Source organism: Fischerella muscicola PCC 7414, from assembly GCF_000317205.1.
GTDB classification, from domain to species: Bacteria; Cyanobacteriota; Cyanobacteriia; order Cyanobacteriales; family Nostocaceae; genus Fischerella; species Fischerella muscicola.
Genome location: NZ_AJLK01000065.1, coordinates 1 through 26,441, shown reverse-complemented (window position 1 = coordinate 26,441; position 26,441 = coordinate 1). Strand labels below are relative to the sequence as shown.

Annotated in this window: 24 protein-coding genes and 2 pseudogenes; 8 read left to right on the top strand and 18 right to left on the bottom strand. The window is 40.3% G+C overall.

Translation table 11 applies throughout. From position 1 onward, the window contains the following. Positions 1-15: 15 nt before the first annotated feature. From UYI_RS0109570 to UYI_RS0109545, 6 genes and pseudogenes are all read right to left on the bottom strand, one after another. Positions 16-609, bottom strand: coding sequence for a hypothetical protein (locus tag UYI_RS0109570; protein WP_026085849.1), 594 nt, complete (start codon positions 607-609; stop codon positions 16-18). Positions 610-714: 105 nt separating this feature from the next. Beyond that, positions 715-1,116, bottom strand: coding sequence for a tetratricopeptide repeat protein (locus UYI_RS0109565; protein ID WP_016866445.1), 402 nt, complete (start codon positions 1,114-1,116; stop codon positions 715-717). 100 nt (positions 1,117-1,216) lie between these two features. Beyond that, complete coding sequence (locus UYI_RS38290) at positions 1,217-1,456, bottom strand: hypothetical protein (RefSeq protein WP_219725360.1); 240 nt, start codon at positions 1,454-1,456, stop codon at positions 1,217-1,219. A 173-nt stretch (positions 1,457-1,629) separates the two neighbouring features. Next, positions 1,630-1,773 (bottom strand): annotated as a pseudogene (locus tag UYI_RS38285) (DUF2887 domain-containing protein); the annotation flags it as partial. A gap of 217 nt (positions 1,774-1,990) precedes the next feature. After that, entirely contained in the window at positions 1,991-5,947 is a 3,957-nt protein-coding gene (locus tag UYI_RS0109550) for a hypothetical protein (RefSeq protein ID WP_016866442.1), read from the bottom strand. A gap of 142 nt (positions 5,948-6,089) precedes the next feature. After that, positions 6,090-7,022: a hypothetical protein gene (locus UYI_RS0109545; protein WP_016866441.1), complete on the bottom strand. Its 933-nt coding sequence runs from the start codon at positions 7,020-7,022 to the stop codon at positions 6,090-6,092. Positions 7,023-7,355: 333 nt separating this feature from the next. Between UYI_RS0109545 and UYI_RS38280 the strand changes: the two genes are divergently transcribed. The 4 genes from UYI_RS38280 to UYI_RS0109525 all read left to right on the top strand — a co-directional run bounded on the left by UYI_RS38280 (position 7,356) and on the right by UYI_RS0109525 (position 10,596). Then, positions 7,356-8,780, top strand: coding sequence for a caspase family protein (locus UYI_RS38280; protein ID WP_016866440.1), 1,425 nt, complete (start codon positions 7,356-7,358; stop codon positions 8,778-8,780). 69 nt (positions 8,781-8,849) lie between these two features. Beyond that, a complete protein-coding gene (locus tag UYI_RS38275; protein WP_016866439.1) occupies positions 8,850-9,665 on the top strand; it encodes an nSTAND1 domain-containing NTPase in 816 nt (271 codons plus the stop codon). 15 nt (positions 9,666-9,680) lie between these two features. Continuing rightward, positions 9,681-10,028 (top strand): DUF4258 domain-containing protein, encoded by a 348-nt coding sequence (locus UYI_RS0109530; protein WP_016866438.1) that lies wholly within the window; start codon positions 9,681-9,683, stop codon positions 10,026-10,028. Between the two features lie 202 nt (positions 10,029-10,230). After that, complete coding sequence (locus UYI_RS0109525; protein WP_200860550.1) at positions 10,231-10,596, top strand: hypothetical protein; 366 nt, start codon at positions 10,231-10,233, stop codon at positions 10,594-10,596. A gap of 132 nt (positions 10,597-10,728) precedes the next feature. Here UYI_RS0109525 and UYI_RS0109520 read toward each other — a convergent pair whose 3' ends face one another. From UYI_RS0109520 to UYI_RS0109505, 4 genes are all read right to left on the bottom strand, one after another. Next, complete coding sequence (locus UYI_RS0109520; RefSeq protein WP_016866436.1) at positions 10,729-11,562, bottom strand: DUF2382 domain-containing protein; 834 nt, start codon at positions 11,560-11,562, stop codon at positions 10,729-10,731. A gap of 333 nt (positions 11,563-11,895) precedes the next feature. Then, positions 11,896-13,293: a magnesium transporter gene (gene mgtE, locus UYI_RS0109515; RefSeq protein WP_026085847.1), complete on the bottom strand. Its 1,398-nt coding sequence runs from the start codon at positions 13,291-13,293 to the stop codon at positions 11,896-11,898. Between the two features lie 43 nt (positions 13,294-13,336). Next, complete coding sequence (locus UYI_RS0109510; protein WP_016866434.1) at positions 13,337-14,488, bottom strand: baeRF7 domain-containing protein; 1,152 nt, start codon at positions 14,486-14,488, stop codon at positions 13,337-13,339. A gap of 501 nt (positions 14,489-14,989) precedes the next feature. Then, a complete protein-coding gene (locus tag UYI_RS0109505) occupies positions 14,990-16,267 on the bottom strand; it encodes a sensor histidine kinase (RefSeq protein ID WP_016866433.1) in 1,278 nt (425 codons plus the stop codon). A gap of 337 nt (positions 16,268-16,604) precedes the next feature. On the opposite strand from UYI_RS0109505, the gene UYI_RS0109500 reads away from it, so the two are divergent. Next, positions 16,605-17,270, top strand: a complete 666-nt coding sequence (locus UYI_RS0109500; protein ID WP_051035555.1) for a hypothetical protein — start codon at positions 16,605-16,607, stop codon at positions 17,268-17,270. Here UYI_RS0109500 and rppA read toward each other — a convergent pair. The 4 genes from rppA to UYI_RS0109475 form a co-directional block, all read right to left on the bottom strand. Then, positions 17,267-17,956 carry a two-component system response regulator RppA gene (gene rppA, locus UYI_RS0109495; RefSeq protein WP_016866431.1) on the bottom strand — a complete coding sequence of 230 codons (690 nt, stop codon included), beginning with the start codon at positions 17,954-17,956 and terminating at the stop codon, positions 17,267-17,269. The genes UYI_RS0109500 and rppA overlap by 4 nt on opposite strands. Positions 17,957-18,155: 199 nt before the next feature. Then, a complete protein-coding gene (locus tag UYI_RS0109490; RefSeq protein WP_016866430.1) occupies positions 18,156-18,593 on the bottom strand; it encodes a YidH family protein in 438 nt (145 codons plus the stop codon). A gap of 188 nt (positions 18,594-18,781) precedes the next feature. After that, a complete protein-coding gene (locus tag UYI_RS0109480; RefSeq protein ID WP_016866428.1) occupies positions 18,782-18,997 on the bottom strand; it encodes a chlorophyll a/b-binding protein in 216 nt (71 codons plus the stop codon). Positions 18,998-19,170: 173 nt separating this feature from the next. Continuing rightward, on the bottom strand, positions 19,171-19,842 hold the full coding sequence (locus UYI_RS0109475) for a hypothetical protein (protein ID WP_035138377.1): 672 nt from the start codon (positions 19,840-19,842) through the stop codon (positions 19,171-19,173). 592 nt (positions 19,843-20,434) lie between these two features. On the opposite strand from UYI_RS0109475, the gene UYI_RS0109465 reads away from it, so the two are divergent. The 3 genes from UYI_RS0109465 (at position 20,435) to UYI_RS32335 (ending at position 22,621) form a co-directional block, all read left to right on the top strand. Beyond that, entirely contained in the window at positions 20,435-20,821 is a 387-nt protein-coding gene (locus UYI_RS0109465; protein ID WP_235147926.1) for a hypothetical protein, read from the top strand. Positions 20,822-21,418: 597 nt separating this feature from the next. Beyond that, positions 21,419-21,622: an NblA/ycf18 family protein gene (locus tag UYI_RS0109460; protein WP_373278969.1), complete on the top strand. Its 204-nt coding sequence runs from the start codon at positions 21,419-21,421 to the stop codon at positions 21,620-21,622. Between the two features lie 111 nt (positions 21,623-21,733). Continuing rightward, positions 21,734-22,621: a trypsin-like peptidase domain-containing protein gene (locus UYI_RS32335; RefSeq protein ID WP_016866423.1), complete on the top strand. Its 888-nt coding sequence runs from the start codon at positions 21,734-21,736 to the stop codon at positions 22,619-22,621. Here the strand turns inward: UYI_RS32335 and UYI_RS38865 are convergent. The 4 genes and pseudogenes from UYI_RS38865 to crtW all read right to left on the bottom strand — a co-directional run. After that, a pseudogene (locus UYI_RS38865) lies at positions 22,538-22,834 on the bottom strand (vitamin K epoxide reductase family protein); the annotation flags it as partial. The gene UYI_RS32335 and the pseudogene UYI_RS38865 sit on opposite strands and share 84 nt — an antisense overlap. 722 nt (positions 22,835-23,556) lie before the next feature. Continuing rightward, positions 23,557-23,706 carry a PsaJ protein gene (locus UYI_RS34705; RefSeq protein ID WP_071588823.1) on the bottom strand — a complete coding sequence of 50 codons (150 nt, stop codon included), beginning with the start codon at positions 23,704-23,706 and terminating at the stop codon, positions 23,557-23,559. Between the two features lie 500 nt (positions 23,707-24,206). After that, on the bottom strand, positions 24,207-25,505 hold the full coding sequence (locus tag UYI_RS0109445; protein ID WP_016866420.1) for a glycosyltransferase: 1,299 nt from the start codon (positions 25,503-25,505) through the stop codon (positions 24,207-24,209). 65 nt (positions 25,506-25,570) lie between these two features. After that, the gene (crtW, locus tag UYI_RS0109440) at positions 25,571-26,362 is read right to left on the bottom strand and encodes a beta-carotene ketolase CrtW (RefSeq protein ID WP_016866419.1); all 792 of its coding nucleotides are present in this window, start codon (positions 26,360-26,362) and stop codon (positions 25,571-25,573) included. Between the last annotated feature and the right edge of the window lie 79 nt (positions 26,363-26,441).

The window sequence follows — 26,441 nt, the reverse complement described above, 5'->3', positions numbered from 1 at the left end:
GTATTGGTAATTTTTTCAAACTATTTGATGCAAATCATAGTCAATAAAATTTTCAACACCAATGGAGTTGATAGCAAACTTGTTCTCGTTTACTAATGGAACACGACCCTGAATACAAGGAATTAATGCTTTCCACTGTATTTCGTTCAATTTACCAATTAGAGAAATTTGTAATTCATTGTCAATTACAATAACGTTATTGATCATCAAATCCATAGCTATGCTATATAAGAAAATTTCTACATCTTTGTCAGAAATATCGCTATTTTCAATCAGCAAGGTTATCTTATTTTTTTGAGGATGATTTGATAGACTTATTATGATGTTTGTTAACTCTTCATAAAGTATTTCTTCTGAGTGTGACCAGCTTGGAAAGATGATGAGATTAATCTCTTTTAGCTTCAGGCGCGTTCTAAGAGTTTTCTGTTCTGATTTATATAGTAATTTTTGAAATGAGTTAGCAATTTCTTTTGATATAGACTGAGAACTTAAGAAATTTATTTCATCCAATTCCAAGAAGTGATTAATTGTATTTATTCCCATTTTATGTATATGTTTAGAGGTTGTAATTTGAACTCTTGCAAGTTGATGTAGAGATAGTAAATACATTTGGTTACTTATATTTGAGTTATTATACTTCTAAAACAATTGTGTTATGTTGTTTGATTTGAATACTTGATTAAAAGCATTTAGATAGCAGTTAATTACGTATGATTATTTAGCTTTTTCTTTGTTATCCACTTGCTTTTTCAAGCCATCCAACGCATCTTTGTAATCTTGGCGTTCTGGATTCAATTTCACTAACTTTTCCAAAGGTGCAACTGCGCCCTTGAGATCTCCTAACTGTATCCGTGTTTTTACTAACCCCTCCAATGCAGTTCGATTTTCTGGTTCTCGCTGCAATACCACCTCAAAACCCTTACTTTGTTGCTGCAATGAAACCTCAATAGAATCGGTTTTGGGTTGGGAATTTTGAGTAGCATTCTCCAGTGTAGGAACGATGGCAAATGCTCCTGAACCAACAAAAGATACAATTGACACCCAGGTTAAAATCTTCTTGAATCGCTCAATTTTCTTTTGTCGGGCAATTACGTATTCTTCTCCAGAACCAGCCATATTTCAACAGTCACTGCGGTAAATACTTAAGTACCGACAAGCCTCCTGTTAAGAGAATACCCAGTGCCTCTAAAAAACTAACATTTGGGCTAAGAATTTTTTACCCCAAGTTCAAAAGCCTATTCTGAATGTAGAGACGAATAAGCAAAGATGAATTATTTAGCAGTGTCCGACTCGCTATTTTTTCCTGTATTGTTTTTGTAGATTCTGCTACCTGTCTTACTGACTCTATATCTAACTTTAGTGCCTCCGCTATTTGTTCTACAGTTGCACCTAAGCTCAACATAAAAGGAACTGCTTCTAACTTACCTTCTAATACCAATTCAATTAATGATTGCAACACATCCTTGGATAAAGACGCGATTCATCGCGTCTCTACAAGGTGGCCTATCTGTCGCATTCTTTTGGCGAATTGGTATAACTTGGCTTCTTGATATACTTTGGTTTGCTTTAACTCGCTTAATCCCAACATTTGCTTAATCTCCTTCCGACTTTTCAAGATGAAATATTACTTTTAGGGAGAAATACCCCATCGATACGGAAAGCAAGTTGTTTGACTTCAACCGATGAAAATTGGTAGGCGATCGCAGTTTCGGGTGGTTGGTTGATGAGTTCAAAGAAGATACTGGGAAAGCTTTGGAACAAGGGATAAAATATCGTATCTGTTTTTACGTTGTTCGATCAGATGAGGTTTGTGGCACAGCTTTTGATTTTACTTGATGTTTGATTTGATGCAGCAGTTATAAGTTTACTCACTTACTACTCGACCATATCAGTTCTGAGGGGTTGCGAGGGGTGAGATCCCCGACTTTTTTTCAAAAGTCGGGGATCTCGCAGCCTATCAAAATTCAAAATCAATATGGTTGAGTACTACTTACTGCCAATCTTGAAATTTATCGCTTGTATTGCGGAGTAGGGAATTTAACTGGGCGCGATGAGTTTCAAAGTTGGCGGCGATGGAAATGAAGATGATACCCACTACTAAGCCAATAATCCATTTAAAAAATGAGTAGCGCAAGCTAAAAAGCACTAACTGATAAAAAGCAGTAATCAAAAAGGTAGCTGTGCCAACATACAGAAAAGCCCGCACTCGCAAACCTAAGCCTGCAAAGATAGCGATGAGACTGAATATTCCTGGTATTAAGGCTGTATCTTGATGAAATAAAATCGCCCATCCGCAAATTAAGCCGCTACTCAGCAGTCGCCAGTAGTGACGGCTGGCTTTCATGTCTGGTTGTCTTAGTTGGGGATCAAATTGGGCAACATATAGTAGAGATAAGCCGATTACTGTCACATACCATAAACTATCATTCAAACCCAAGACAGCAAACCAACGGAAAATAGCCCAATCAATCAACGCCACACTGATGTAGGTGACACGGAATTGATTGCTAAATATGCCAAGGAAAGCGTAAAATCCGGCTGTTAGCAGCAAAGCAATTGGATGAATTTGTAGTCTGGTTTCCCATAAAAGTATTAGTGGTATGATGTAGGCGGCTCTTTGCCAAGGTCTTTTTGACCAGCCCCAGGTTTCCCAAGGTAAAATATACAGGAAATAGGCAACGATACAAGCGATCGCAGCATTCCAAGGTACTAACGGTCCAGCAAACCATTGTCCCACAGCCGTTTCTCGCCAAAATATCCTCATGGCAGCTACTTCTAATAACCCCAGGTAAACCCAGATTTCATCGGGTGTAACGACTGAGGCAAAGTTACTGTTGTTTTCTCTGTGCTGTGGGAATCTTCCCTGAAAGATGGCGTAACGAATCAAAAATATGCCTGTTCCTAAACCCAAGAGGCGGTTAACTTGGATGGGTGCAGTTATAGCTACTATCAATAAAAAGCTACTCCAAGCCCAATGCAAATGGGCAATCACTTTTAATTCTTGTGGTGTCAGTCGTAAATAATTGACCAGCCAAGGTGACAATATACGATAGGCATACATAATAGTTGTGCCTAAAGCTGACATGGCAATTAAACCATCGCCCCATGCACCCCCCGCAGCTTGCAGCATTTGATAGAACAACAGTTCATAGGCAGAAATTGATATACCCAGAATTCCCAAGTAAACTAGGGGTTTAAATTCTTGCCGCCGTCGCCCGACTCCAATCACAATTACAGCTACACTCAAAGAAGCCAAACCTGTCCACTCTGTAAAGGTGTTCAAGCGCAGCAGTAAACTGAAGCCTGCATAAATAAGCGGGAGAATGTGAAAGCTGCTAGGCAATCTTTCTAGGCGGTGTCTGCGTTGCCACCATTCCCCAAATAGTTGAGAAAATAAACCCAAGGCGATATTGGCGATCGCAATTTGCATAATAGAGCGATCGCCAAAAGCCAGCAACTCGGCAATTAATAATTCTAAACACCAACCAATGCCATAAAAGGCAGAATTTGTTGGTTGTCGCCAACTACGATAAATAATGGCTGCCAGAATAATCACATTAGCAACTACATACAACAATCCAGGAGTTGCAATACGCTGGTAAACCCAGACACAGTGCAGTGTCAAACTCAATAACTCTACACCAGTTAATGCGATCGCCCATCTGTCTGTGGCAACTTTATATATACTTGCTAATTCGTTACCTCTATGTTGCAGTGCTGTGCGAGTTAGCCATAATCCTAGAATAGTTATTGCCCCAACTACAAACCACCCCTGTGCTGATAAATTCGGCAAACCTGGTACACCTTCCCACAGCAAGGCGGCGATCGCACTCAAAACAAAACCGACTGTAATTACCGCATAAGTTTTGTGTCTTAAAAAACTAGTATTTACAAACATCAAAGCCGCAGCAACTGCCAAAGCGATTAATCTCACTCTGGCTAGCGGTAAAGTTAGTAACTGGATAATTCCTAAACCGATCACACTCAAAATCACGCTGAGATTGCGTCGTTCTCCGGAACTGCGACTAGCAACACCTGTAAGAGTTAAGGGAGTAATTAACCAAGCTATCCCCCAACTCGCATTATTGACAGCGTAGTTTCTCCAGGCAGATTCAGCATTTACCCAAAATAGGTAAAAGCTAATCACAGCTAGTCCCAAACCAATATACCAAGCACTACGTCGCCACCAACCTTCACCAAGACTAAATAGCCACTCGGCTACCATCATGACTAACAAAATCGTTGCCCAAATTTCATTATTCAGATTTGGGAACAACCAATCAATGATGGAACAAAGTGTTAGTACTCCCGTGATGTGAGTGAGATATATCAGGGTTGGCGAGGTGGGGGGAGTGGGGCGGCGTTGGGTGACAACTGCTAAAGTGATTGTGGAAAGGATTAGATTTAGCGATCGCAATGCTGGGTTCACTAAAGCAATCACGGTTAAGGCAGAAGCAAAACCCAATGTTAACTTTTCGCCAAACTTAGCTATTTCTCTTCTACCGACGTGGTGTAGCTTGTCTGTCAGCACCACCATCAAAATTACATAGGGAAATAAAGCGATACTGAGTAAAGCCCAAGCTTCATTTTGAGAGTTGGTGAGTTGGGTTGCTGTGGCGATCACCCTTTGTTGTAAAGCATCAGGTACTAACCGCCAACCTAGCCAAATTGCCTGCAAACCGATTGCAAAAATAGCTACAAAGTCACGCTTGTAGTTATATAGTTGCAAACGACGGGCGAAAAACCACAAACCCAAGCCACTTACAGCTATTGCTTGCCCAGGATGAGATGCTACCGAAACCAACCAACCGAGGAATAATAATATACCACCGATTAGTTGCCAAGGCAATGTCGAGGTAGGGTGATGGGGTGATGGGGTGATGGGGTGATGGGTTGAATTCTCCCCATCTCCCAACCTCCCCACCTCCCTATCTATTAATATGAACGACCTATGACGATTAACTTGTTGCTGTGCCAACCAAGTTAGCAGCGAGCCGCAAATACCAACAGCTAACCCCAACTGCCTCACATCTAGGTGCTGAATAAAAATTCCCCTGACTAACAATACCAGCAAGGCATAAACCACAACCAAAGCAGATAAACTAATGCCGTTACCACTTTGTCTATCTGTTTGTCGTGATAGCAAACGAGTTTGATAAACCGTAATGAGAGTTGTTCCTACAACTGCGAGATAAAGGGCTATTAAGGGAAATGTTGGTAAATTCCAGCCCCAGTGCAGATAACTTAAGCCGAGAATATTTATTAGAAATAATTTTTGATTTGCTAAATTGGCAGCAAATAGGCGACTTTTGCCGATCAAAACTGTAATCGCAGTTAGACAAATAGAAGCGATCGCTACTACAATCCAATTCACAAGATTCTGCCACAACCCAAAGCGATCCATCGCCCAAAAATTTATTGGCACTAACAAAAGCGTGACAATTAATAATGTCTGTGCCGTCAGTCTTAAATTACTTTGCTTGGCTGTCCACAAACTCATTCCCCCAAAACTCAGGGTATAAGCAAACAAAACCCCATACTGTCCTGATGCAGGAAATCTTTCCCACTGACTAGCTGCAAGTACTCCAGAAGACAGCACTACTAGAAATACACCCAAAAATAGCAGCCAACGCACACTTAATTCTGATAGAAGTGACTGCAATATTTCTGTTGCAAAATTCGGTTTTACTGGTTCTGGTGGTGGCTGAAGTCTGCTAGCAGTTACAGGTTCTACAGATGTAGATGTGACAGTTGCTTTCTCTGGTTCAGGTTGAATCTGAGATTCCAATACTACTTTGCAAACAAGATATTCTCGACACAGTTGCCTAACTTGGGCATCAGATATCAAACCCAAGCGTAACCAGGTATCGAGTCCTTGCAGTAACTGCGGATGGTAGGATGGCAGCCTAATTTCAATTTTGAGTGGGCGATCGAGTGGGGATGACATAAGTAGTAGCAATGCAGCTAAGATACTTAAATCATCAGTTTCCCCAACTGTATTTTCGCTCTAGCTGTGCCACTTATGTTGCTGACTGTCGTTAATTTTTATTTACTTTAATTTACATCCGATCAGCTTCGCTCTCTATCAACTAAAGATTTACAGATACGACATTAAAATCTCGATAGAAAACTCGCCAGTTATCTTGAGCGTGTAGCTGTTCCCATACTTGTTCTAAATGCTTACCTTGCCATTCCAAAACAGGATTCTCTGGGTTGGGATTCAGCCAAGGTAAGTTTAAAGCTTTATCAATGACAATCCCGATATATTCTTCTTTGCCAACGCTATCAAACTGAATATCTTCGCACATGGCATTTTGTAAAGGTATCAAGGTGCTTTTCTCCATGAGTTGATAGCTAGGAGCAAAAGCTTGAGAAGGTGTAACTAGATATTTAGTTGTATTGCCTTGGGCATCTAACCCCCGATTGAACAACAGTAGATAACTTCCTGGATTATCGAGATTGATTTTTAAGCTCAACGGAGTATTAATCGGAATAATCTCTTTAGGCAAGGCTTGGGGAATTTTCATTCCTTTAGAAGCATATTCAACCGAGCGATCGCAAAACTGTATCCACTCTACATTAGTTTGCGCTCTTTGTTTCCAATTTTCCCAAATATAGTCTTGTAGCCAACGAGAATATTTTATGTCCCATAACCATTCATAAGCAATCTGCCAAGGACTTTTTATGTCAGATGTTTTTCTACCAGGGTTTCCTTTTTGATTACCCAAGCCAAGCTGTTGTTCGGTAATACCATCTTGAGCTAGTTCATCTCGAAATCCACGATATATTTTTTCTATTACTTCTTTAATATGCTGATTAATTCCTGATGCGTAATCTTTACCTTGCATCTGGGTTAATCCTTGAGCGATTTCAGTACTTTTGAGTGAGTAATTATTAGTATTAAATCGTCCAATAAAAGTTCCATACTGAAGCTCCGGACGTACATTCCCAGGAAAAATTTGTTCGCTTACGTATTCCAAATATTCTTTTTCTAAAGATGGCATTTTTTCAACCAAAAACATTTAATTATTATTTTAAATTAGCTTGAGAATATCTTCGGAATTTATTTAAATTTATTTTTATTTATCTCGTTTTATTTAATTTGATTTACAAAATACACCAGATTATAGTATTTTAGTTAATAGTGAAAATTCTATTTTATTCTCAAAATAAAATAATATTGACAAATTATGTGAGGTATGATTATACAACTAAAAAAGGCTGTATAAATATTTTTTTAGATATGACTTGAACACCTGAAACCAATATGATTTGGGAAGTCGAACCGATACCTCAAAACTTTCGTCAGGAAATCTTGATTTTTAAATATTTAACCTAAGCATTGAAGGTTTTAGATGTCTGCAATAGTAAGTAATCCTAGCAAACAAAAGTTAGAACTAGATCAGGCTAAACTCTGGATAGTTTTAGTCGGAGTAAACCATTACCAAGATAGTCAAATTCCCGACCTTCGATACTGTGCTAATGACTGTAAAGAGTTAGCAGAAACGTTCAAAATAGCTACTCAAAAGTTTCAGAAAACAGAAATTATTCCTCTTTACGATGGCGGGAACAAGCCTCCTAATTTATCAGAAATCATTACCAGTATCCACCAGTTTCGTTTAGCTAAACCAGAAGATACAGTTTTATTTTACTTTTCAGGACATGGTTATCTCGATTCTAATAACCGGCCAATTTTATGTGTGGCGGATACAAGTTTAGAAGATTTGACAAGAACGGGATTAAAGTTAGATATTCTATTAAACGAACTCAGACAATGTGATGCACGGCGTCAACTTGTTTGGTTAGATGCTTGTCAAGAACAAGAACAACAGGATAACACAATTCGACAAAATCCTACCGGTCAACTGTTAACAATCTTGGAACAGCAAGCAGAACAAAGTCAAGACTTTTATGCTATGCTTTCCTGCAATAAGACAGAACGTTCTTGGGAAATTCCAGAATTAAAACATGGCTTATTTACCTACTGTCTCATTGAAGGTTTACAGGGAAAAGCAGCTAACACTGAAGGTAAGATTGATGCAGACGGCTTGTTTAGGTATGTCGAACGCACTAGTAAGAAATTTATTGAATATAAGAAAAATTTTGTAGATGGAGATGATTTTTCTAAAGGGATGGGTGGAATCTTAAGAGAATCATCTACTAAATTAAAACTAAATCGGTTTCCTGCAAATGCTTCTCAAACTCCTCAGCGTATTGCTAGAGGTAGTGGGGAATTAATTATTGGATTAGCTACTACTTCTACTCAGAGAAAAGCTTTAATTATCGATAATTTATCTTCTTCGGAAGCGGATATTCGCCTATGTAGAATATTGCAAGCTAGAGGAAGCTTTACAGTTGATTATTGTTTTGTTCGTGATCAGCAAAAGCAAAACCTTCAGCAGATTATTGCTAGTTATTTACAGGAGGAAAATCAGAAAACAGTCCTGTTGTATTTAGCAGGAACAATTGAATATACTAACCCAGAAACATACGAGTTAATTTGCCATCAAGAAACCAGAATCAATCTTAACTGGCTTGGTCAACAGTTACAAGATTCCCCTGTAAAAGAAATTATTATTATTGCTGATATTTTAGATACAAGCGGGACTACTAAAAATTTTATTGACATCTTGCAACCCAGTCAGGATATATCCCTGTGTTTGATTACGGTAACTACTTTTGTACCTAATAACAGAAAGTTCCTCCATCAATTAGTAACCATCTTAGAAAATGCAGGAGACTCGGAAAGGGAATTTTGGGTTTCGGAATTAATTCTCTAATTACAAAAATGGCGCGATTCCCAAACAGATATTAATTTAAAACTGTGGTTATCGGGTTCTACTGAAGTGATGGAAATTCTCTCAGTAGAAGTACAACGTTCCTATGATGAGATATTTGAAATCGATGTTTGTCCTTATAAAAGTTTAGAAGCTTTTACCCAAGATGATGCTTACTTTTTTCACGGTCGAGAAGAATTAATTGCAGAAATTATCCAGAAATTGCAATCTACTTCATTCTTAGCCCTAATAGGGGCTTCGGGTAGTGGGAAATCTTCTGTAGTTAGGGCGGGAGTTATACCCCAGCTATTAACAGAAGGGTTATTTGATTCTGAATTAGAACAGTATAAATCATGTCAATCTTGGGTCATTTTTCCAGGAGATAACCCTGTAGCTGCTTTAGCAAAAACATTAGCATCAGATAACCCAGAGTTTTTAGAAGGAGTTCTACATTTAGGAGTTGATGCTTTAGTGTCATGGTTGCACCAACAACCTAAATCAGTATCGGTGTTAGTAATTGACCAGTTTGAAGAGTTGTTTACCCTAACAGCAAAAACAGACCGTGTTAATTTTCTCATTCTTATTTTAGGTGCAATCAAAAAAGCTAGGGACTATTTCAAAGTAATTATCACTCTCAGAAGTGATTTTCTTGATGAATGCTTGGAAATGAGCGAATTAGCCCCTTTAATTACAAGATATCAAGTATTAGTCCCATCTTGTCGTCTCGAAGATCAACAATATCGTCAAATTATTGCCCAACCCGCGCAAAAAGTTGGTTTAGAAGTAGAAGATGGTTTAATTGCGCTTCTACTGGGAGAATTAAAATTTTTATTTATCTCCAATTTACCTTTATTTTGGAGAGGTTTTACCATGCCTTCAGTTGAATAAAGCAAGGTAAAATCCATGAAATTCCAAAAGGAACTCAGTCAATTAATTAGTTCCGATGACATCATCAACAATCTACCCCGAATCGAAATTTTTTGTTGTGCGAAAGACCACAATCACTTTAACCGACGCTTGCAACAAAGAGCAATTAATTGGGACATGATTAAACTAGCAATAGCTTACGGTAAATTTCAATATCATTCCCAAGCCCGAACCTGGACGCTATTAGATAAAAGCTTAAAGTCCACACCCTACGAAAGATTTATAGATAAATTAAGAGGACTAAGAATTATTGCTGCCAATTACTCTTGTGATGACACTCTCAAACTCAGCACCGCTTATTGGGCATACGACTTGAGAAGATAATTTCTCAAATTTCTTTTTATTTATTTACATCCCATTTTTTTTGATTTAGCCATCATTTACTGTGTTTTTAGTCACCAAAACGAAGCTAACTATGCTTACTACTTCAATCACTAACTTTATCAAACCCTCTTCCAATTCTTTAACGGCTATCAAAAAGATACTCTTAAGTGTCACCCTTTCTCTGACTTGCTTGAATCCAGGCGTGGCATTAGCTCAATATAACTACCAAATTCAACAATTGCTACAACTTAGGGAAAATTACAAAATCCAAGCAGAAAATTTAGAGGCAGAAATGGGTTTTTATATGCCAGCAAATCCAAAAGCCTCCGCTGCTGTGTTGGTTTCAGGAGTAGGAATTGCAGCAATTTTAGAACAAAATCTAGATCCAACTACAAAAGTCTTCTTGATAGGTCTAGGAACAGTTGGTACTAATTATTGTTTGAATCGTGATAATTTTCAACATTGTGCTAAAGTTGCAGCTAATTTAACTTCATATGCTGTCCAACTCAACAACTATAATAAACAAATAAACTATATAACACAGCGAATAAATTCATTAAGAAGATAGAGAAAGCTTCTAAATGGAAGACTCGAACCCGAACCCGGTCGGGGATTGGGGGAGGGAACCCCCTTTGGAGCGCACTGACTTATGAATTACCGACACGGGCGGATAATATTAATTGTTCAACCGAACATGACATTACTTGTCCACAATGGGACGACCCTGGGTATCTATGTCAAGCTCTTCGCGTCGAATATTTTCTTGAGCTTGAACTGTGTCATGTTCTACAACTTTCTTAACTCGGACTTCTTCGCGGACAACAGCTTCTTTGTGAATATCGGGTGTTTCTTCGTAAATTTCCATGCGAGCTGCTTCACCTTCACGAAAGGCCTGATCTGGACTGGTTGGTGTAGCATTAGTAGGATTTGTGCGCTCAATAACAACTCGCTCTTTTTCAACGGGAACTGATACACGCGCTGTATCCGTTTCTACGTGTTTCCCAACGGTAACTTCACCAGTCTTGCGACGTTGTTTGTTAGCAATTAACCGTTCTTCGTATAGTTTTAAAGTTTGACTATCCTGTCTGTTAATGTCGTAAAGTGAAGGTTCTTGCTCGTAGTTGTAACTGCTGCGGTCATAAGCAGCAGGCTGAGTCATACCATAAGTAGCAACTGAGCCACGATACACTCCGCGTACTTGCTCTTCATAGTCGTAATCAACCCTTTCCAAGCTATCAAAGTCGGGCAGGTTTTCTACTTGCTCTTTAGTCAGACCTTTGGCATAAATTCGTTTGTCAGTGTAACGAATGTCAGCAAGACCGACTGGTAGTAAAACTTTTTTACCAAAAACCCAGAAGCCTGTGTCTACTACAAAATAGCGGAATTTACCTGTTTGTTCATCAACTAAAATATCGTGAACTGAACCAACTTTTTCATTTGTTTGAGCATAAACATCAAAAGATTTGATGTCATCAATGTCAGAGCCATCTTCACGATAGTCGGGGTAGAAATCTTCTAATTTTACAAGTGCCATTTGTTTTTTCTCCAACTTTTTTATCTGTTACCTACTATGGTAAAAATATTTATTCAACTATCTTCTAACTATGGGATGATTAACTATTAAAAATTTATCAAGCTGAAGAATTTTTCATCGATAACCCCTCTGTCTACGTTGATTATGCTGCCTATCGGAATGTAGTTGTGGAGAGCCTTGAGCTTCGTTTTGATGATTGCGCTACACGCAAACAGCATACTCTTTGGGCATGAGCGGAGAGCGTGGATTTTGGCATGAACTGTTTCTTTTAACAGTCTCTAAATTTGTCTTAAGCTCATAATAAAAATCAATTGACTAGTACTGGCACCTTCTTTATAGTTGTAAAATTGCTCTTGCTAGCATGAGATAAATAAAAACTCCTAAAACATCTACAATAGAAGTAATAAAGGGGGCTGACATTAAGGCTGGATCTAAACCGATCGCACCAAATAAAAAAGGTAAGCCAGAACCTGACACCGCAGCTAAGATAGTGATAGTAAGCAAACTCGTCCCTACAGTCATGGCGATGGGCAAACTACCTTCCAGCAAGTAAGCCCAGAAAATCACTGCTATCCCTAGCATCACCCCTAATAGTGCCCCTGTAATTGTTTCTCGCGTCACTACTTGCAAAGCTTTTTTGATGCCAACTTCCCTAAGATTCAAACCTCGAATTACCACTGTGGAAGACTGCGCTCCCACATTTCCACCTGTGTCAATTAATAAGGGAATAAAGGCAGCTAAGGCAACAACTTGTTCTAAAACATTCTCCTGAGCGCTGATGACAGCAGTAGTGCCAGTATTGGCAATTAAGAGGACAAATAGCCAGACAACCCGTTTACGAGCTGCTGTCAACACGTTTGCCTGGAAATAGTTATCGCCTCCAGCTTCCACCCCACCCAAAGTGTAAATATCTTCCGTGGTTTCTTGCTCTAAGACATCTAGCACGTCATCCACAGTCACAATACCAACTAGACGCTGTTCGGTATCCACTACAGGCACAGCTACTAAGTCGTAGCGTTGGATAATTTGCGCTACTTCTTCTTGATCTGTATCTGTGTGGACGAATATCACATCACGAGTCATAATTTCACCCAGCCTTTGTTCTGGCTGGGCAATCACTAAATCCCTAAAGGAAAGAGTTCCCGTGAGGCGGCGTTCTCTGTCAGTTACGTAAAGATAATAGATAATTTCAGTGGCACTAGCTAAAACGCGAACCCGCTCGATCGCTTGGCTAACTGTTAAATCTTCCTTTACAGAAAGATACTCTGTAGTCATGATCCGCCCAGCAGTGCCCTCTTTGTAACCTAGAATTAGGGCTGTAGCTTCGCGTTGGGCTGGACTGAGTTGTTGCAATAGCTGCTGGACAACAATGGCGGGTAACTCATCAAATAGTCGCGCTCGATCATCCGGCGACATCTTATCTACTATCTCCAGAACTTCTTGTTGCCTCAATTCTGCAATCAAGGACTGCTGGATACTGGAGTCGAGATATTCATAGACTTCAATAGCCTCTTGTTTGGAAAGTAAGCGAAAAGCTATAGCCTGCATAGCTTTTGGCAAACCCTCGATCGCTTGGGCAATATCCGCAGGTTGTACAGGTACCAATAAAGCTTTTGCTCCCTGGAAGTTTTTTTGTTGTAGCAGTGCTTGGAGTTGCGATCGCACTAACTCCACAAGTTCTTGCCGGGACACACTGGGTTGCCGTGAAGAGGAAGGTGGATTCTCGCTCAAAAGACACCTCCTTAATCAAGATTTACAGTGACACAACATTAAGTTAGTAGCGGAACACAGCAGCTATCGGTGTATTATCTGGTACAGCTTGCGGCTCAACTGCATAAACTGTTCCACCGTTTAATAAAGTATGAATAGCAGCAAAATCCATTAAATCCTCGTCACCAATTTCTTTGTGTTGATGCAATTCAACTTGATTCTCATCCGGAGTAAAATGTCCCCATTGCTGGACACCAACCGCAACAAACAAAGTATCAACTAGCTTATAGTAAGCCATAGGAACAATTTCTTTAATGTTGTTACTTGTTTGCCCTGTACCTGCTAATTCTTGATAGCGAACAGCATCTGCCTGTTGAGCTTGCTCAAAGTAAGGCTGGACAATTTTCCAAGCTAACGAGTGTAACTCTTCTGCTTTTAACTCGTCTGGATTACCTGTAACTCCTTCATCCATCAAATGGGGATAGGTATTCGCTTCTTTGTAAATTGAAAACAGATATTCAACCCCGGCCAATACTAAAGGTGTTTGCTGATTCTTGAGCAATTCTTGCAGTCCTTCATTCACCAGACGAAAGTATCGCAGGATATTATCTTTTTCCTCATCATTACCAGCACCATGACCATGAAATATTGCAGCGCGATCGCCACCGCCTGCTTGTGGTGTACCAGTATGGAACTGTAACTGTTTATCAGCAGTATCATATTTCAGCGCCTCGGCAAGACTTTGAGGCACGTTTTCTAACTCAATCTCATTCACACTATAACGTGTACCTTGAAATAATCTCACTTGATTTTGACTGAGAGCTAGGATATAAAATTGTCCATCACCTGTCAGTAGAGATAGTAATGGCTTCAGGTGAAAGCGGTCATTAACAACTACTAATTCTGCAAAATTAAGTGGTAAACAGTAATAGCTAAACATATTTTTAGATATAAAAATTGCCAGTCCATCACTTTGGTGCTGCCAAAATTCATATTTATCAATTTCTTGTACTGGTTGAAGCAAATCTCTGGCATCTTGAGCGCGAAGACCACTGTTGATCAGTTGTTCCTCTGCTTCTCGCATCAAATTTTTAAATCTAATGGGATTTTGTTGCGTTTCTGCCCCCAACTTAATAGTAGGCATATAAAGTGAGACACAATATCCGTCTGGTTGTTCTACTAGAGTTTTTAGTTCATCAATAGACAACAATTTCATGTCTTTTCCTCCTGAATCAACATACCTAATATTTAATTTTTGGATTGACACCTAAAAATAAAAAAGTAAATCAGTAATTCACCTTTTTCATTTGCAGTTTAGTTAAATATTTAATCCCAGTTGTCATTCAAGATTTTCGTGGCGATGCAGTATAGAGACAAATGGGGAGAGAAAAAGTCAAAAGCTAAAAATCACAAGAATTTTTTATTTTGAACTTTTTACTTTCCCCCATTTCTCTATCAGTCAAAACACGTATGGGTTTGAAACCCATTACACACAACAGTTAGAGGTCTAAAGGAGTGTAAGTAATCTCCTTCTCTAGCTATCTTCAGTATTGCTAAAAAATGTGAACAGAAAGTGACAACACCAACTAATATCAAGTTCGACTCATTGCTTACAATATTATGCCTCACTGTTGGTGATTGGTTTTTCCCATTACCGATTACCTATTACCAGCCCACGCGACAGTATAAGTATTCAAGCGAACATGATATAATGTGGCTATTTGAGTGGCAGAATGATTTGAAAAGTTGACCCCTTGTCGACTACACTTTTGACAGTAATATGACCACCGTGTGCAGAGATGATTTGTTGGACAATGGATAACCCTAAGCCATATCCGCCAGTTTTGCGCGATCGCTTTTTATCCACCCGATAAAATCGCTCAAAAATATGCGGTAAATCAGCTTCAGGAATACCGATACCATTGTCTATCACTTCAATCACAGCCCAATGTGACTGGGTGAATAGTCGCAGTTGCACTTGACCTCCAGCGGGAGTATATTTGCAGGCATTATCGAGCAAATTAACTACTGCTTGACGCAGCAAGCCGACATCACCCAGCACAATCACACTGGCAATTGGTAAAGTGTAAGTTAGATTCAGATGTTTTGCAGCCTCTTGTGTTGTATATTCATCTGCTATCTGTAGAAGCTCACTCTTTAAGTCAACTTTTTGCAAAGATTCAGAAGATAATCGACCTGCATGACGCGCTAGAAGCAGCAGATTGTTCATCAAAGTATTCATTGATTTGGCGACATCGAAAATCTTCCCAAAGCGCTGACGCTGTGCCTCTGTATGATTAGATTTAGATAATAAGCCATACTGGGCATTGCTAATAATAGCTGACAAAGGCGATCGCAATTCATGGGAAGCATCAGATGTGAAGCGTTGTAGCTGGTTGTAGCTGTCACGAATTGGTTGCATTGCTATTCCCCCTAAATACCAACCGGCCAAACCGATAACCCCCAAAGTTACTGGTACTGTCAAAAGCAAAACCAGGCGTAGCTGAGTCAGATTATTTTGGACAGATGTCAGTGGCGTTGCAACTTGAAGATAACCGATTAATAAACTATCCTGGTAGACGGGCAGCGTTAACTCACGGAGCCAAGTAACGGTAGGCACTCCCTTTGAGGAATGAAACGTAATCTTGAGAGTTTGAAAACTAAGGGTTGCTTTAACCTGTGCTTCTGGATCTGTACCGAAAAATTGCACTAGTTGCCCTTTAGTATCGTACCAACGCGCATACACAAATTCAGTACCCTGTGGTGGTACGTTACTTCCTAACAGCGGCACATTTTCCAGGTCTAGCTGTTTTTTACGCAGGTCGTACTTTGCGTTCACTGCCATAACTCTAGATTTTTTATAGAGTAGGCGATCAAGATCCTCTAGCTCATCTAAGACTGCTTGGTAGTAAAGGACTCCCGCAAAAATAACCAAAATGCTCCCCATCGTTAGGGTAAACCACAGAGCTAAATTGCTGCGACTACGATGAAACATTAGGCTTTGGTGAGAACGGGGACACGGGGAGACACAAATAAGTGGTTAGGCAAAATAAAAGTTAACGGGGAACATGAAACAGGGAACAGCATAGAGAATGTGTAATTTGTTTAGGTACTTACGAGGACGTGGGGAAAGTTTGTTTCAAAAATATCTCTGTGTTGCTGCATCTTTGAAGTTTGGGCATTTCCCTAGCCCGTAAAAAACGTGCCATTCGGTTAAGGCAGAATCCTCTACTATGTAGGGTAGAAAAGCCAAACCTACCAGCATATCTTCCAACAGTGAGATTCTAAGGGAGCGCGAGTATGAAAATGTAGAGACGTGAGATATCAGGTCTATGCTCAGGATTAATTCTAAATGGTATTACCCAGATTTTCATCTACCAACTCGTTGCCGTATGTCCTTGTCCCAATTATTGCAAAAACTGCACTCTTCCAAGCTAGAATATTTGCTGCCTCTGCCACTGCTCCTAATTGCTTTTGGACTTGGTGGGGAATCTCTAACAAATCTACTATTGAGTCGTTCTTACACTACACTAGACAAGCTGCAAGCTGATACGCACACAGCCAAAGTACAGTTTGCTGCCAATGTGCTAGTAACCGAAGTTGAAATTGAAAAAGAGCGGGAGTTTACCGAGGTTGAACTTCAAACCGCAAACTCTGTACTCAAAAAGTTAATATTCAAAGTTCCAGCTACAGAATTAAACTCTCTCAAAGCCATTATTGCTCAAGAACTGGGAGTGTCTGGTGAACTAAAAACTCTGCAAGCTGATACACAAATACAAGTGAAGTCTGCGGTTCAAGTGCTAGGAATCCTAGCTGAAATAGAAAAAAAGCGGGGATTTGCCAAAGTCGAGGTCAATACCGCCAACTCTATACTTAAAAAATTAGAATTTGAGTTTCCAGTCACAGAATTAAACTCTCTAAAAGCCATGATCACTGAGGAACTGGGACTTTCCCGTGAAGACGCCAGGATCTTCGTAAGCTATCGGATAAAAAATTAACAAGCATTTAAGTTATCTGGTGCTTTCAAACTATAACCCATACCGTAGACAGTTTTAATCCAATCCGCTGCACCGACTAACTGTAAGCGATGCCGCAACTTGCGTACAAGCACAGTCAATGCATTACTTTCCGGTTCCGTACCCCACTCCCACAATGCTTCTTCAATCTGCTCACGGGTTAAGACTTGGTTGCGGTGACGCATCAGGTACTCTAGCAATTGAGCTTCTCGTGGTGATAATTCCACACTGACTTGATTGCGTTTAACAGTTAAGTTGTTTAAATGCAATTGTAAATCTGCAACACTGAGAATATCTCCCACCCATTGGGGAGAACGCCTCCCTAAAGCACGTACCCGCGCTAAGAGTTCCACCAAGTCAGCAGGTTTGACAAGATAGTCATCTGCTCCGGCATCTAAACCCGTGACTTTATCCAGTGTAGTATCCTTAGCAGTGAGCATCAACACTGGTGCAGTTTTGCCAAGAAGTCGATATTGACGGCAAAGACTTAACCCGCTAATTGTGGGCAACATCCAGTCCAAAATTAACAAGTCATAATCTTTTTTGGACAATAACCACTGTGCAGTTTCTCCATCTTCAACGCCATCTACAATATATCCAGCTTCCGACAACACACCCTGCAATGGTTCTAATTGTTCGGGATCGTCTTCTACCAACAATATCCGCATAAAGTTCTCTGGCAACCAACGCAACGCCTGAATTGCCAGCCTCCTTGTTTATACTAGAAAAACCAAATTTACCTCTCGTCTTCCACCAGTGAGATTTTGAGATAGATTAAGGAGAACTTAAATTCTGGGGTGGGCGCCCACTTATACTTATAAAAGAGAACAAACAGGACGCAAAGCGCGAGGTATAAAAAATTAGAAGTCATCGCCAATTTCGAGACAGTGGCTGAGTTAATTTCCTTTGTGAAGGAGGTACTTTCTGCCGCATCATCAGTAAAGGAAGACTGAAAAATCCAAACAGCATAACTATTCCTGCTATCACCCAAACCATATAATGCATCGGTCGATAGTCGCCTTTCTCTATTTGCCAGTAAGCTTGGTTGTATCGCCATGCTGCAAAGGCAATAGTCATAATCCCAAAAATTACTAAAGCAATCCCTAAATTTTCGGAATTAAAAAAAGCGTGTGATGGTGGCTCTTGTTGTGCCAACGTTAAATTAAGCTGACGCAAAAATAGACCAAACCTAGCAATGGCAAAACCAAAACCAATCAATGCGATCGATGTTCTCAGCCAAGCCAGAAATGTACGCTCGTTTGCCTGATGCTCTCTTTGTCGGTCAACTTTGGGAATTTTGTTCATGAGTTGGGAGCAGAGTTCACAATAATAAAAGTTTCTTTTACTCCATCTGCTATCTGCCTTTCACGATAGAGCTGAGTTAACCACCAAGTATTTTGAGATAATGCACGCACAAAAAAATGTAGAGATATAAAAAACTTTACATCTCTACATAAATTAAAAAAACGTCAGTGATATGACAACCTAGTTACTTACAGGTTGGCAAAAAGACCAAATACACCGTGTCCTGTGAACACTTCTAATGCAATCAGAGACACAAAGCCAATCATTGCCAAACGACCGTTAAGCAATTCAGCATAGGGAGTGAATCCAGTGCGATCGCCTTGTTCATCTACGTAAACTCTTGGCTCGATCGCAAAGTTGTTCATTTTACCTTGGTCGTCAACAATAGCACTGTTTGTACGCATGGATAATTCCTAATGAATAAATGGGATTATTACATTTATGTAAAGAATGTTAACAATAAAGTTAAAAAATGTAAAGAAAATAAGATGAGTGATTAGGGCGATCATCAAAGAAATAAAAATATGCGCCCTTAAATTAATGTGTGGGGATTTTCCCGTTCCCCTTTCCCCATTCCCTATTCCCCATTCGCCAACACTAATCTTCCTTCCTTATACGCTTGTCGCAAAGCAATGGCTTCTGCCACAATTTGTTGGGCAGTTAATCCTTCAGAATCCATCATCTTTTGCAGAGTTACGCCTGTATGCTCATACTCAGAATGAATTGGTGGAATTTGGCAGTAGCGTCCACCATTCTTTGTCCGTCGCCAAATACTCGGTTTTTCAGGTTTTGGTTGTCTGGGAGTGCGGCGCTGTTTGACTAAAGAACGTACAGCCTCTTGGGTGATTGCAGTTATGTCCAATAAAGCATCTATTACTGGCTTGTACTTGTTATGGTTATTTGCTAGCTGATATACAGTCAATGGCTCAATTTGTGCTAAATCCTGGGGTGCAAACTTACCAAATACCGCAGCAATCTTGAGATACTTTTTTTCTTCACCTTTCCAACCTCGATCAACAAGTAGCTTTCTGTACTCCTTAGGTGAGAGTTTCTGTTTTTGGTCTGCTAACCAAAAGGCATGATGCAAAATTGTCTTGGTAACATCAGCAAGCGAAAGCACTTGAAAGTTTTCGACACTAACACTGTCAGAATGATTTGCTTTTTCCTCAGGGTATTGCTCAAACTTTGATAGAGCAATTACTGTTTCGTCAACTTGCTCTGCAATTATGCTCTGCACTCGTGTCATCATAGTATTGACCTCGTAAAAACTTTCCAGTATGCACAACAAATCCATCGCCTTTGTTGACTAAAGGCGATCGCACCGGGTGCTGTCAGCATAGCTATCTGTGCAACTCCATCAAGTTGCCACTATGCGTATACGCACCATCACACTAAAGCTGGTGAAAGTTTGAAAATAAATTTGCTAACTAGAACAATTGTACTACTAAAAGAGAAAGAAAAAACCCCAGTAATACTCAAATTTTGGGGAAGATGATAAAAGCTTTATACATAATTATCCTCTGGGCAATGCCAACGCCCCTGACCGCACAAGACGAAAATCACATCTATGTCTGTCCTAAATCACAATTTTCTACCTGGAGAATTGCCGTAAGAATTTGAAGAGACTTATAGAAATTGAGAATTCGAGGTAACGACAATGACTTTTAATTTAAGTGACGCCATTCAAGTTGTTCTGATTGCTTTTGTTGCTAGCACAGTGCTGTCTTCAGCTATTTGCTGGACACTGCCTAAATCTAACAAAGCTTAAGGTATGGCAAAAGTGCCTTTCACGGCTATCAATTCCGACACTAAGAGCCGTCTTTGTCGGTGTAGTGCTATTTGTGGTGTTATGGATTGCCTTTGGAGCAATGGCACAGGTGGTATGGTTACAGTGGTGGCTAATTCCAGTGCGTTTAGTGTTATTTCCCTTACTGGCACTCGTTTGTTTTCCTTGGTTTTTAGCATCGGGAGTAGCACAACAAAATCTGAAGTTGGGAAAACGAATTTTATGGTGGCTCGGACAAAGTACGGTTTTAGTAGGGGGGTTTATCTTGGTGCTTTACCTATTGCCTCAACTTAGTTTTATTTACCTTTTATTGCCCCTATTTCCGATCTTGATGCTAATTTTCTCCTTTGCTGCTAAGTTACTCAATGAACCTTGGAGTTATGGAATTGGCAGTGCAATGTTCTTTGGTTGGATATTGGCAGCCGCTTTTCCTTTAGCTTGAAAATAGAGATCGGGGAACTCACCGGCCCCCACTCCCTACGGTCGTGGGGATTAGGGGCAACGGGGATTAGCTTAACAGCAAACCCATCATCCATCGCCTTGCACGGTGTTCCATGAGTATACTAGTTCACCAAATTGATTTTGATAGGTCGGCCAGATCCCCGACTTTTTTAAAAAAGTCGGGGATCTGACGCCTCGCAAGCTGTCAAAACTTGTGTGGTAGAGAGTACCTTACGGAAGCCTATGAGCGCGTCTACGTTCTTTCATTCCCTCGTTGTGGGCGCGATCACCCCTGAGGTTCTTTCTTGAAAATGGGTATGGGGTGTAGTCTGAGTACAAAGTACATGCTTCGTGTTCTGCTATACAGACTTTTAGTACGATAATCATCCTTGAGATTGAATGAGTTTAAACCTATAGAGAGGGCATTCTAGGGTCAGGGGTGAATAATATCGAAATATCTAGCTAATGTTGAGAAATATTAAAGAAGTATTAATAATGCAAAATCACAATAAATTCTCCACTCTCACCAATTAACTTAAACTTTTGTCGACCTACTCATCGAGTTAATCAAGACTTAGAAATACAAGGTAAGGTAAATATGTTTATGAATCAATCAACTGAATTATCCTTGGAGCAACAATTCAGTTCAAGAGTGTTTGCAGATTACGTGCGGCAGATGTCCCGCGAACAGGCTATTGAGTTTCTGATTGACCTGCACGAGCATATGATGCTCAAAGAAAATATGTACAAGTCTTTGATAGAGCATAACTGGGGAATTGATTCAGATCTGATGTCTGCGTAGGACCAGAAACGCACACTGGTTCTACCTATTAAAGTATGACTTTTTGCTAGAGAAATGCTATCGAGTCAAACCTGATAGATCAGAACTGATCCCAACCGAGGAATAAAGAATATGGACGGCGATCGCGCCAGCGCTGAGTTGTCAGTTGGCAACCAGACAAATCCTGACTCAAGTCAGAAGACACAACAGATTCAACTGACAGTTTTTCAGCACTGGTTACAGAAATTATCTACTTACACACTCATCCTGTTAATAAGCATTGGTATGGTATTGTTCCAGGGTTGGTCAAGCCCTGCTTATGCTTATGGCAGCACTCTTGTTGCACAGATTGATCCAGAATCTAATTTTGTCACAGCAGCTGTAGAAAAAGTAGAGTCTGCTGTGGTTCAGGTGAATGTCTCCCGCACTTTAGGGGGGGATGTGCCAGATGTCCTCAAACCCTTTCTGGGTGGTGTTCGAGCAGTTCCACCTTCCGCACAAATTTTGCGGGGAATTGGCTCCGGTTTTGTGATTGATCCCACTGGTTTAATTCTGACTAATGCTCATGTTGTCAACCAGGCAGATACAGTGACCGTATCCTTTCAAGATGGTCGGATTTTAGCAGGTAAAGTTTTAGGGAAAGATCCAGTGACTGATGTCGCTGTGATTCAAGTACAAGCAGGGGATAATTTACCAACGGTGGTTATGGGTGATTCCGATAAAGTGCGACAGGGACAATGGGCGATCGCAATTGGTAATCCTCTCGGTTTACAGGAAACGGTAACGGTTGGCGTGATTAGTGGAACTGAGCGCTCCTGCGGTATTCTGATCTTGGCGTCCAAGCAGGGTACGAATAGCACTAACAACTTCAGGTACTGCAAGCACCAAGGACGCGAAAGAGCAAACCGTCGCAACCTGACAGTATTCACAAAAGGCTTTGTTTTCGCTCCACTCCTCTTGAGCAAGCTTAACATTAATGGCAGAGTCAAGCAGGATCTTGACACCCATTGCAATTGGTAGCAAAGGATTGCGCCGTGCGCGATCAAGACCACCAGCAGCAGCCAGCCAGGCGGTGATGCCATAATTAATCACCATTAACGGCCCATCGGGTGAGTTGAATCGGCTGTAAGCATAGTCAGATGCGTCTACTTTGTCTGCGTTAAAAATCGGCACTGGTGGATCAGGCAAATGAGGAATAATCCCAGTCTGGTAGAGGGTAACGAGTTGTCCCATTGAACCTCCGAGCATAGACAAGCCGATTATTGCTTGCCGACGGGTCATATTAGGGTTTTTTCCCTGACGCAGTTCCTGACTCAGTTGTTTTGGTTCCATAAAGCGCAATCCTTGCTGAACTTATGTATTAATGATTTTTGGTTACAAACACTTAGATTTATCAATGCCAACATTTTTTCAAGACAGCATATTTGTGCGTGCCATCTTCAGATTGAAATGCAGTAAATAGACAAAGTATGACACTACAAAGTTGTGTAAACTTGTTATAATAAAATCAAGGCTGTAGTGAGGAAAATAATCTCTAAATTGCTGTACTTTTACCTGAAAAAATCTTAGATAAAGAGTATGTGCAAATTTGTCAAGTGATATGCATCAAAACCTATAACTTTGTATCTATTATAACAACATAACTTTATACTAGCCTATTAATAGACTGATCTATAGATAGATACAAAGGTTTTGTAACCAAGTTAGTATTCTTTCTGGAAGAAGAGAAACATTTAAGTCATACCTCACTTTACCCCTTGAGGAAAAAATCGCTCCTCTAGGGGTATTTTTATCAGTTATCAGTTATCAGTTATCAGTTGTCAGTAAAGAGTGCCTCTTCGCTTGGATTTGAGTCCCTATCAATTGATTGAATGCGTTGGTGTGTTGTAAAACTGCACCATAAACCTGTTCACTGAATAACTGTTAACTGTTCACTGATTTAATTTTGCAGATTTTTATGGTATTGGATGGAAGAGAAGGTCAGGGAAAATGAAGTTAAATATGGCCCAGGTCGAGAAGGCAATTGAAACCGCTAAAACAGCAAGTACTGGTGCAAGAGAAATATATCGGAGTAAATAGCTTCTTTGGTCACTTGATTTTTGCATTTTTCATTCTCCAAAATTAACATTACCACTTTCATATTTCTCTGTTATTGATATAAAAAATATCAAAAACAAGCAGAATATTTTTGAAATTTAATTTTCCAGAAATACAAATTAAATTTCACTATTCAATAAATTATTTAATAATAATTAATCAAGCTTCTAACTCAAGAGATAGATCAAGATTAAATAACTTAGTTATTTTGTATACCCAAAAACTTTCAAATTTCAGAAGTGAAACTAATCCAAAATCCGTCTTGAAAAGTTTGAGCGCCCCAAGCCCTAGCTCAAACTTTTCGCAAAATCCAAAATCGAATCACTGATACAGATTGAAATTGCTTGTGCAATATTGAAGGGTTGGTTTTGATTCATGAAGGCAGAAGTAGGAAGGCAGCTAGCTATGCTGAAGGGAACCCACGCGCTGCCGAGTGGGATTGAAGCAAGGACGCTTTATACCTCGCGCTGCGCGTCTTGGTATAATTCTTTTTCGCGCATTGGGCAGCCTACCCACGACTGATGTTTTTATTCATACTTCCAGCCTTCTGCCCTCTGCCTTTCTTTGTAACTTGCTCAACAATATCTGCTGCTCGTTTGACACCGCCTGAAAGTTGAATTGACTGCTGAATTCTAGGCGCATTCTTTTTGTAGGAATCTTCTGTTAACACGCGCTTAATTGCCGATCGCAAAGTGGAAATGCTCAGTTTCGCTAGGGGAAACACTTCTCCTACTCCGGTTGAACGAATTCGTGCGCCAGTTCCTGGTTGTTCAAATGTGATCGGAATCGCTACCAAAGGTACACCATAGGTAAGAGAATCCAATGTTGTATTCATGCCCGCATGAGTAATCGTGAGACTAGCATGAGCCAGTACATCAGGTTGGGGAGCATACTCGACTACTAAGGGGGAACCTGGTAGCGATCGCACAACTTCTGCACTCATCCCACCCCCGTGAGCAATTACCAGTTGCACATCCAGTCCAAGGCTCGCAGTTGCAATTGCTGAAAATACTTCTTGTTTGGTATTTTGTACACTTCCCAAAGACGCATAAATCATGGGTTGTCCGGTCAACTTTTCATAGGGAAAAGAAACTAATTTTGGTGAAGCATTTCGCAAAGGGCCGACATAATGCAGATGTGATGGCAAATTAGGAATAGGAAACTCAAACAACCCAGGCTGTTGACTAATATGAGCAAGCCGTGCATTGGAAGCATAGATGTGGCGGTATTCGGGTAACTTCCACTCCTGGCGGTAGCGATTAATTGCTTGTAAAATCGGTTGACAACTGCGATCTAAAAAGTAATAGGCTACCTGATTGCGAATCTTTGCCCAGTGTGTATTCTGGTAATTCCAGGGAGTAAAGAAAGGGGGAACATCACCTCGGCGGTGAATTACCTGGCCGCAGGAAATGCAGATAAACGGGAGATTGAGATATTCTGCTACTGTTTCACCCACAGGTTCAAGTTGATCCACCAACAAGACTTCGATCCCCGCCGTTGCGATCGCTTTGGGTGCATCTTGGCAAACTATTTCTACCATTTGCTGGCAAAAGTCAAGAGAGTAACGCAGCGCCTCTATAGCACTGAGTTTCCCCAGTTGCACAAAGGTTTCAGACATTGAGCCTGGCTGATAGATGGTTTTGCCAATTGGATAAAAGTTTACACCCTCTGATTCCACCTTCGATTCTAAATCTGGAATTTGCACAAAGGTGACACGATGACCACGTGATTGCAGTTCTCGTGCTAGGGCTGCTTGGGGATTGATGTGTCCGGGATAAGGTGGGCAAATAATGCCAAAGTGAGTCATTCGATTTTGGATTTTGGATTTTGGATTTCTAATGATGTCAGGTCTTTAAGTTTGCTTCCTCGACATCAAGCGGGATCTTTTAGCGATCGCAGTGATATTCTTTGTTTATAAACAGCGGGAAGTTGCCACCAAGGTACATGGGAATACTCGTGATGTTCTTGGTGGTAGCCAAAGTGGTAGCAACTGATGAATGACCAAAAAACTGGTAATGGAATCGTTTGAGCGCAATGAGGACGAACGTAGCCTTGTTCGGGTTCTCGATGGGGCAAAAACGTACCAAAATAAAACAGTTGAACGGAACTGAGAATTGCAGGGACAATCCAAAATAGTAAGAGATTTGTTTCAGAAATTAGTAAAACGTATTTAGCCAAATTATAGGCGATAGTCATTCCGAGAAATTGAGTCCAACTCCAGTATTCCTTCATGAATTGGAAATACCAAAAAATTACATTGCTTGTGTTGCCATCATGATAATCTGGGTCACGTTCGCTAGCAGGATGATGATGATGTAGCCAATGTTTTTTCAAAAGCTGACGGTATGAAAAAAAGCCATAAAGCAATACAGCTAATGTACCGATGAAATTATTAATTTTCTTGTGTTGGCGGCAAACTGACCCATGCATAGCATCATGGGCAGTTATGAACAGTCCCGTATAGAGAAATGTTTGCCAAACTACTGTGATTGGTATCAACCAATTGGGAAATTTGGTAGTATCAATGCAAAGTAGCAAAGCCAAACTAGCTACCCACAGACTAATAATGACTAAAGCAATTATCAGTCCATAAATAGTATTTTGTTTCGGGGTAAATTTCGCAAAATCTACAGTATACAGAAGCGAGCGATCGCAGATATTCAAACTGATACTCCTCGTTGAATCAATTCAAGTATTGATAGCAGCACTTGTGCTTCGATTTCCTTAGCTTGAAGAAGGCAGA

Bases quoted from the DNA above. Each gene is read 5' to 3' on its own strand.
- UYI_RS38280 (WP_016866440.1), top strand. From the start codon at position 7,356: ATGTCTGCAATAGTAAGTAATCCTAGCAAACAAAAGTTAGAACTAGAT.
- UYI_RS0109510 (WP_016866434.1), bottom strand. From the start codon at position 14,488: ATGAAATTGTTGTCTATTGATGAACTAAAAACTCTAGTAGAACAACCA.
- UYI_RS0109480 (WP_016866428.1), bottom strand. From the start codon at position 18,997: ATGCGTACAAACAGTGCTATTGTTGACGACCAAGGTAAAATGAACAAC.
- UYI_RS0109475 (WP_035138377.1), bottom strand. From the start codon at position 19,842: ATGATGACACGAGTGCAGAGCATAATTGCAGAGCAAGTTGACGAAACA.
- UYI_RS32335 (WP_016866423.1), top strand. From the start codon at position 21,734: ATGGACGGCGATCGCGCCAGCGCTGAGTTGTCAGTTGGCAACCAGACA.
- UYI_RS0109490 (WP_016866430.1), bottom strand. From the start codon at position 18,593: ATGAACAAAATTCCCAAAGTTGACCGACAAAGAGAGCATCAGGCAAAC.
- UYI_RS0109520 (WP_016866436.1), bottom strand. From the start codon at position 11,562: ATGGCACTTGTAAAATTAGAAGATTTCTACCCCGACTATCGTGAAGAT.
- UYI_RS34705 (WP_071588823.1), bottom strand. From the start codon at position 23,706: ATGCAAAAATCAAGTGACCAAAGAAGCTATTTACTCCGATATATTTCT.
- UYI_RS38275 (WP_016866439.1), top strand. From the start codon at position 8,850: ATGGAAATTCTCTCAGTAGAAGTACAACGTTCCTATGATGAGATATTT.
- rppA (WP_016866431.1), bottom strand. From the start codon at position 17,956: ATGCGGATATTGTTGGTAGAAGACGATCCCGAACAATTAGAACCATTG.
- UYI_RS0109505 (WP_016866433.1), bottom strand. From the start codon at position 16,267: ATGTTTCATCGTAGTCGCAGCAATTTAGCTCTGTGGTTTACCCTAACG.
- UYI_RS0109570 (WP_026085849.1), bottom strand. From the start codon at position 609: ATGTATTTACTATCTCTACATCAACTTGCAAGAGTTCAAATTACAACC.
- UYI_RS0109500 (WP_051035555.1), top strand. From the start codon at position 16,605: ATGCTCAGGATTAATTCTAAATGGTATTACCCAGATTTTCATCTACCA.
- UYI_RS0109545 (WP_016866441.1), bottom strand. From the start codon at position 7,022: ATGTTTTTGGTTGAAAAAATGCCATCTTTAGAAAAAGAATATTTGGAA.
- UYI_RS0109445 (WP_016866420.1), bottom strand. From the start codon at position 25,505: ATGACTCACTTTGGCATTATTTGCCCACCTTATCCCGGACACATCAAT.
- UYI_RS0109460 (WP_373278969.1), top strand. From the start codon at position 21,419: ATGTTTATGAATCAATCAACTGAATTATCCTTGGAGCAACAATTCAGT.
- UYI_RS0109565 (WP_016866445.1), bottom strand. From the start codon at position 1,116: ATGGCTGGTTCTGGAGAAGAATACGTAATTGCCCGACAAAAGAAAATT.
- UYI_RS0109550 (WP_016866442.1), bottom strand. From the start codon at position 5,947: ATGTCATCCCCACTCGATCGCCCACTCAAAATTGAAATTAGGCTGCCA.
- UYI_RS0109530 (WP_016866438.1), top strand. From the start codon at position 9,681: ATGAAATTCCAAAAGGAACTCAGTCAATTAATTAGTTCCGATGACATC.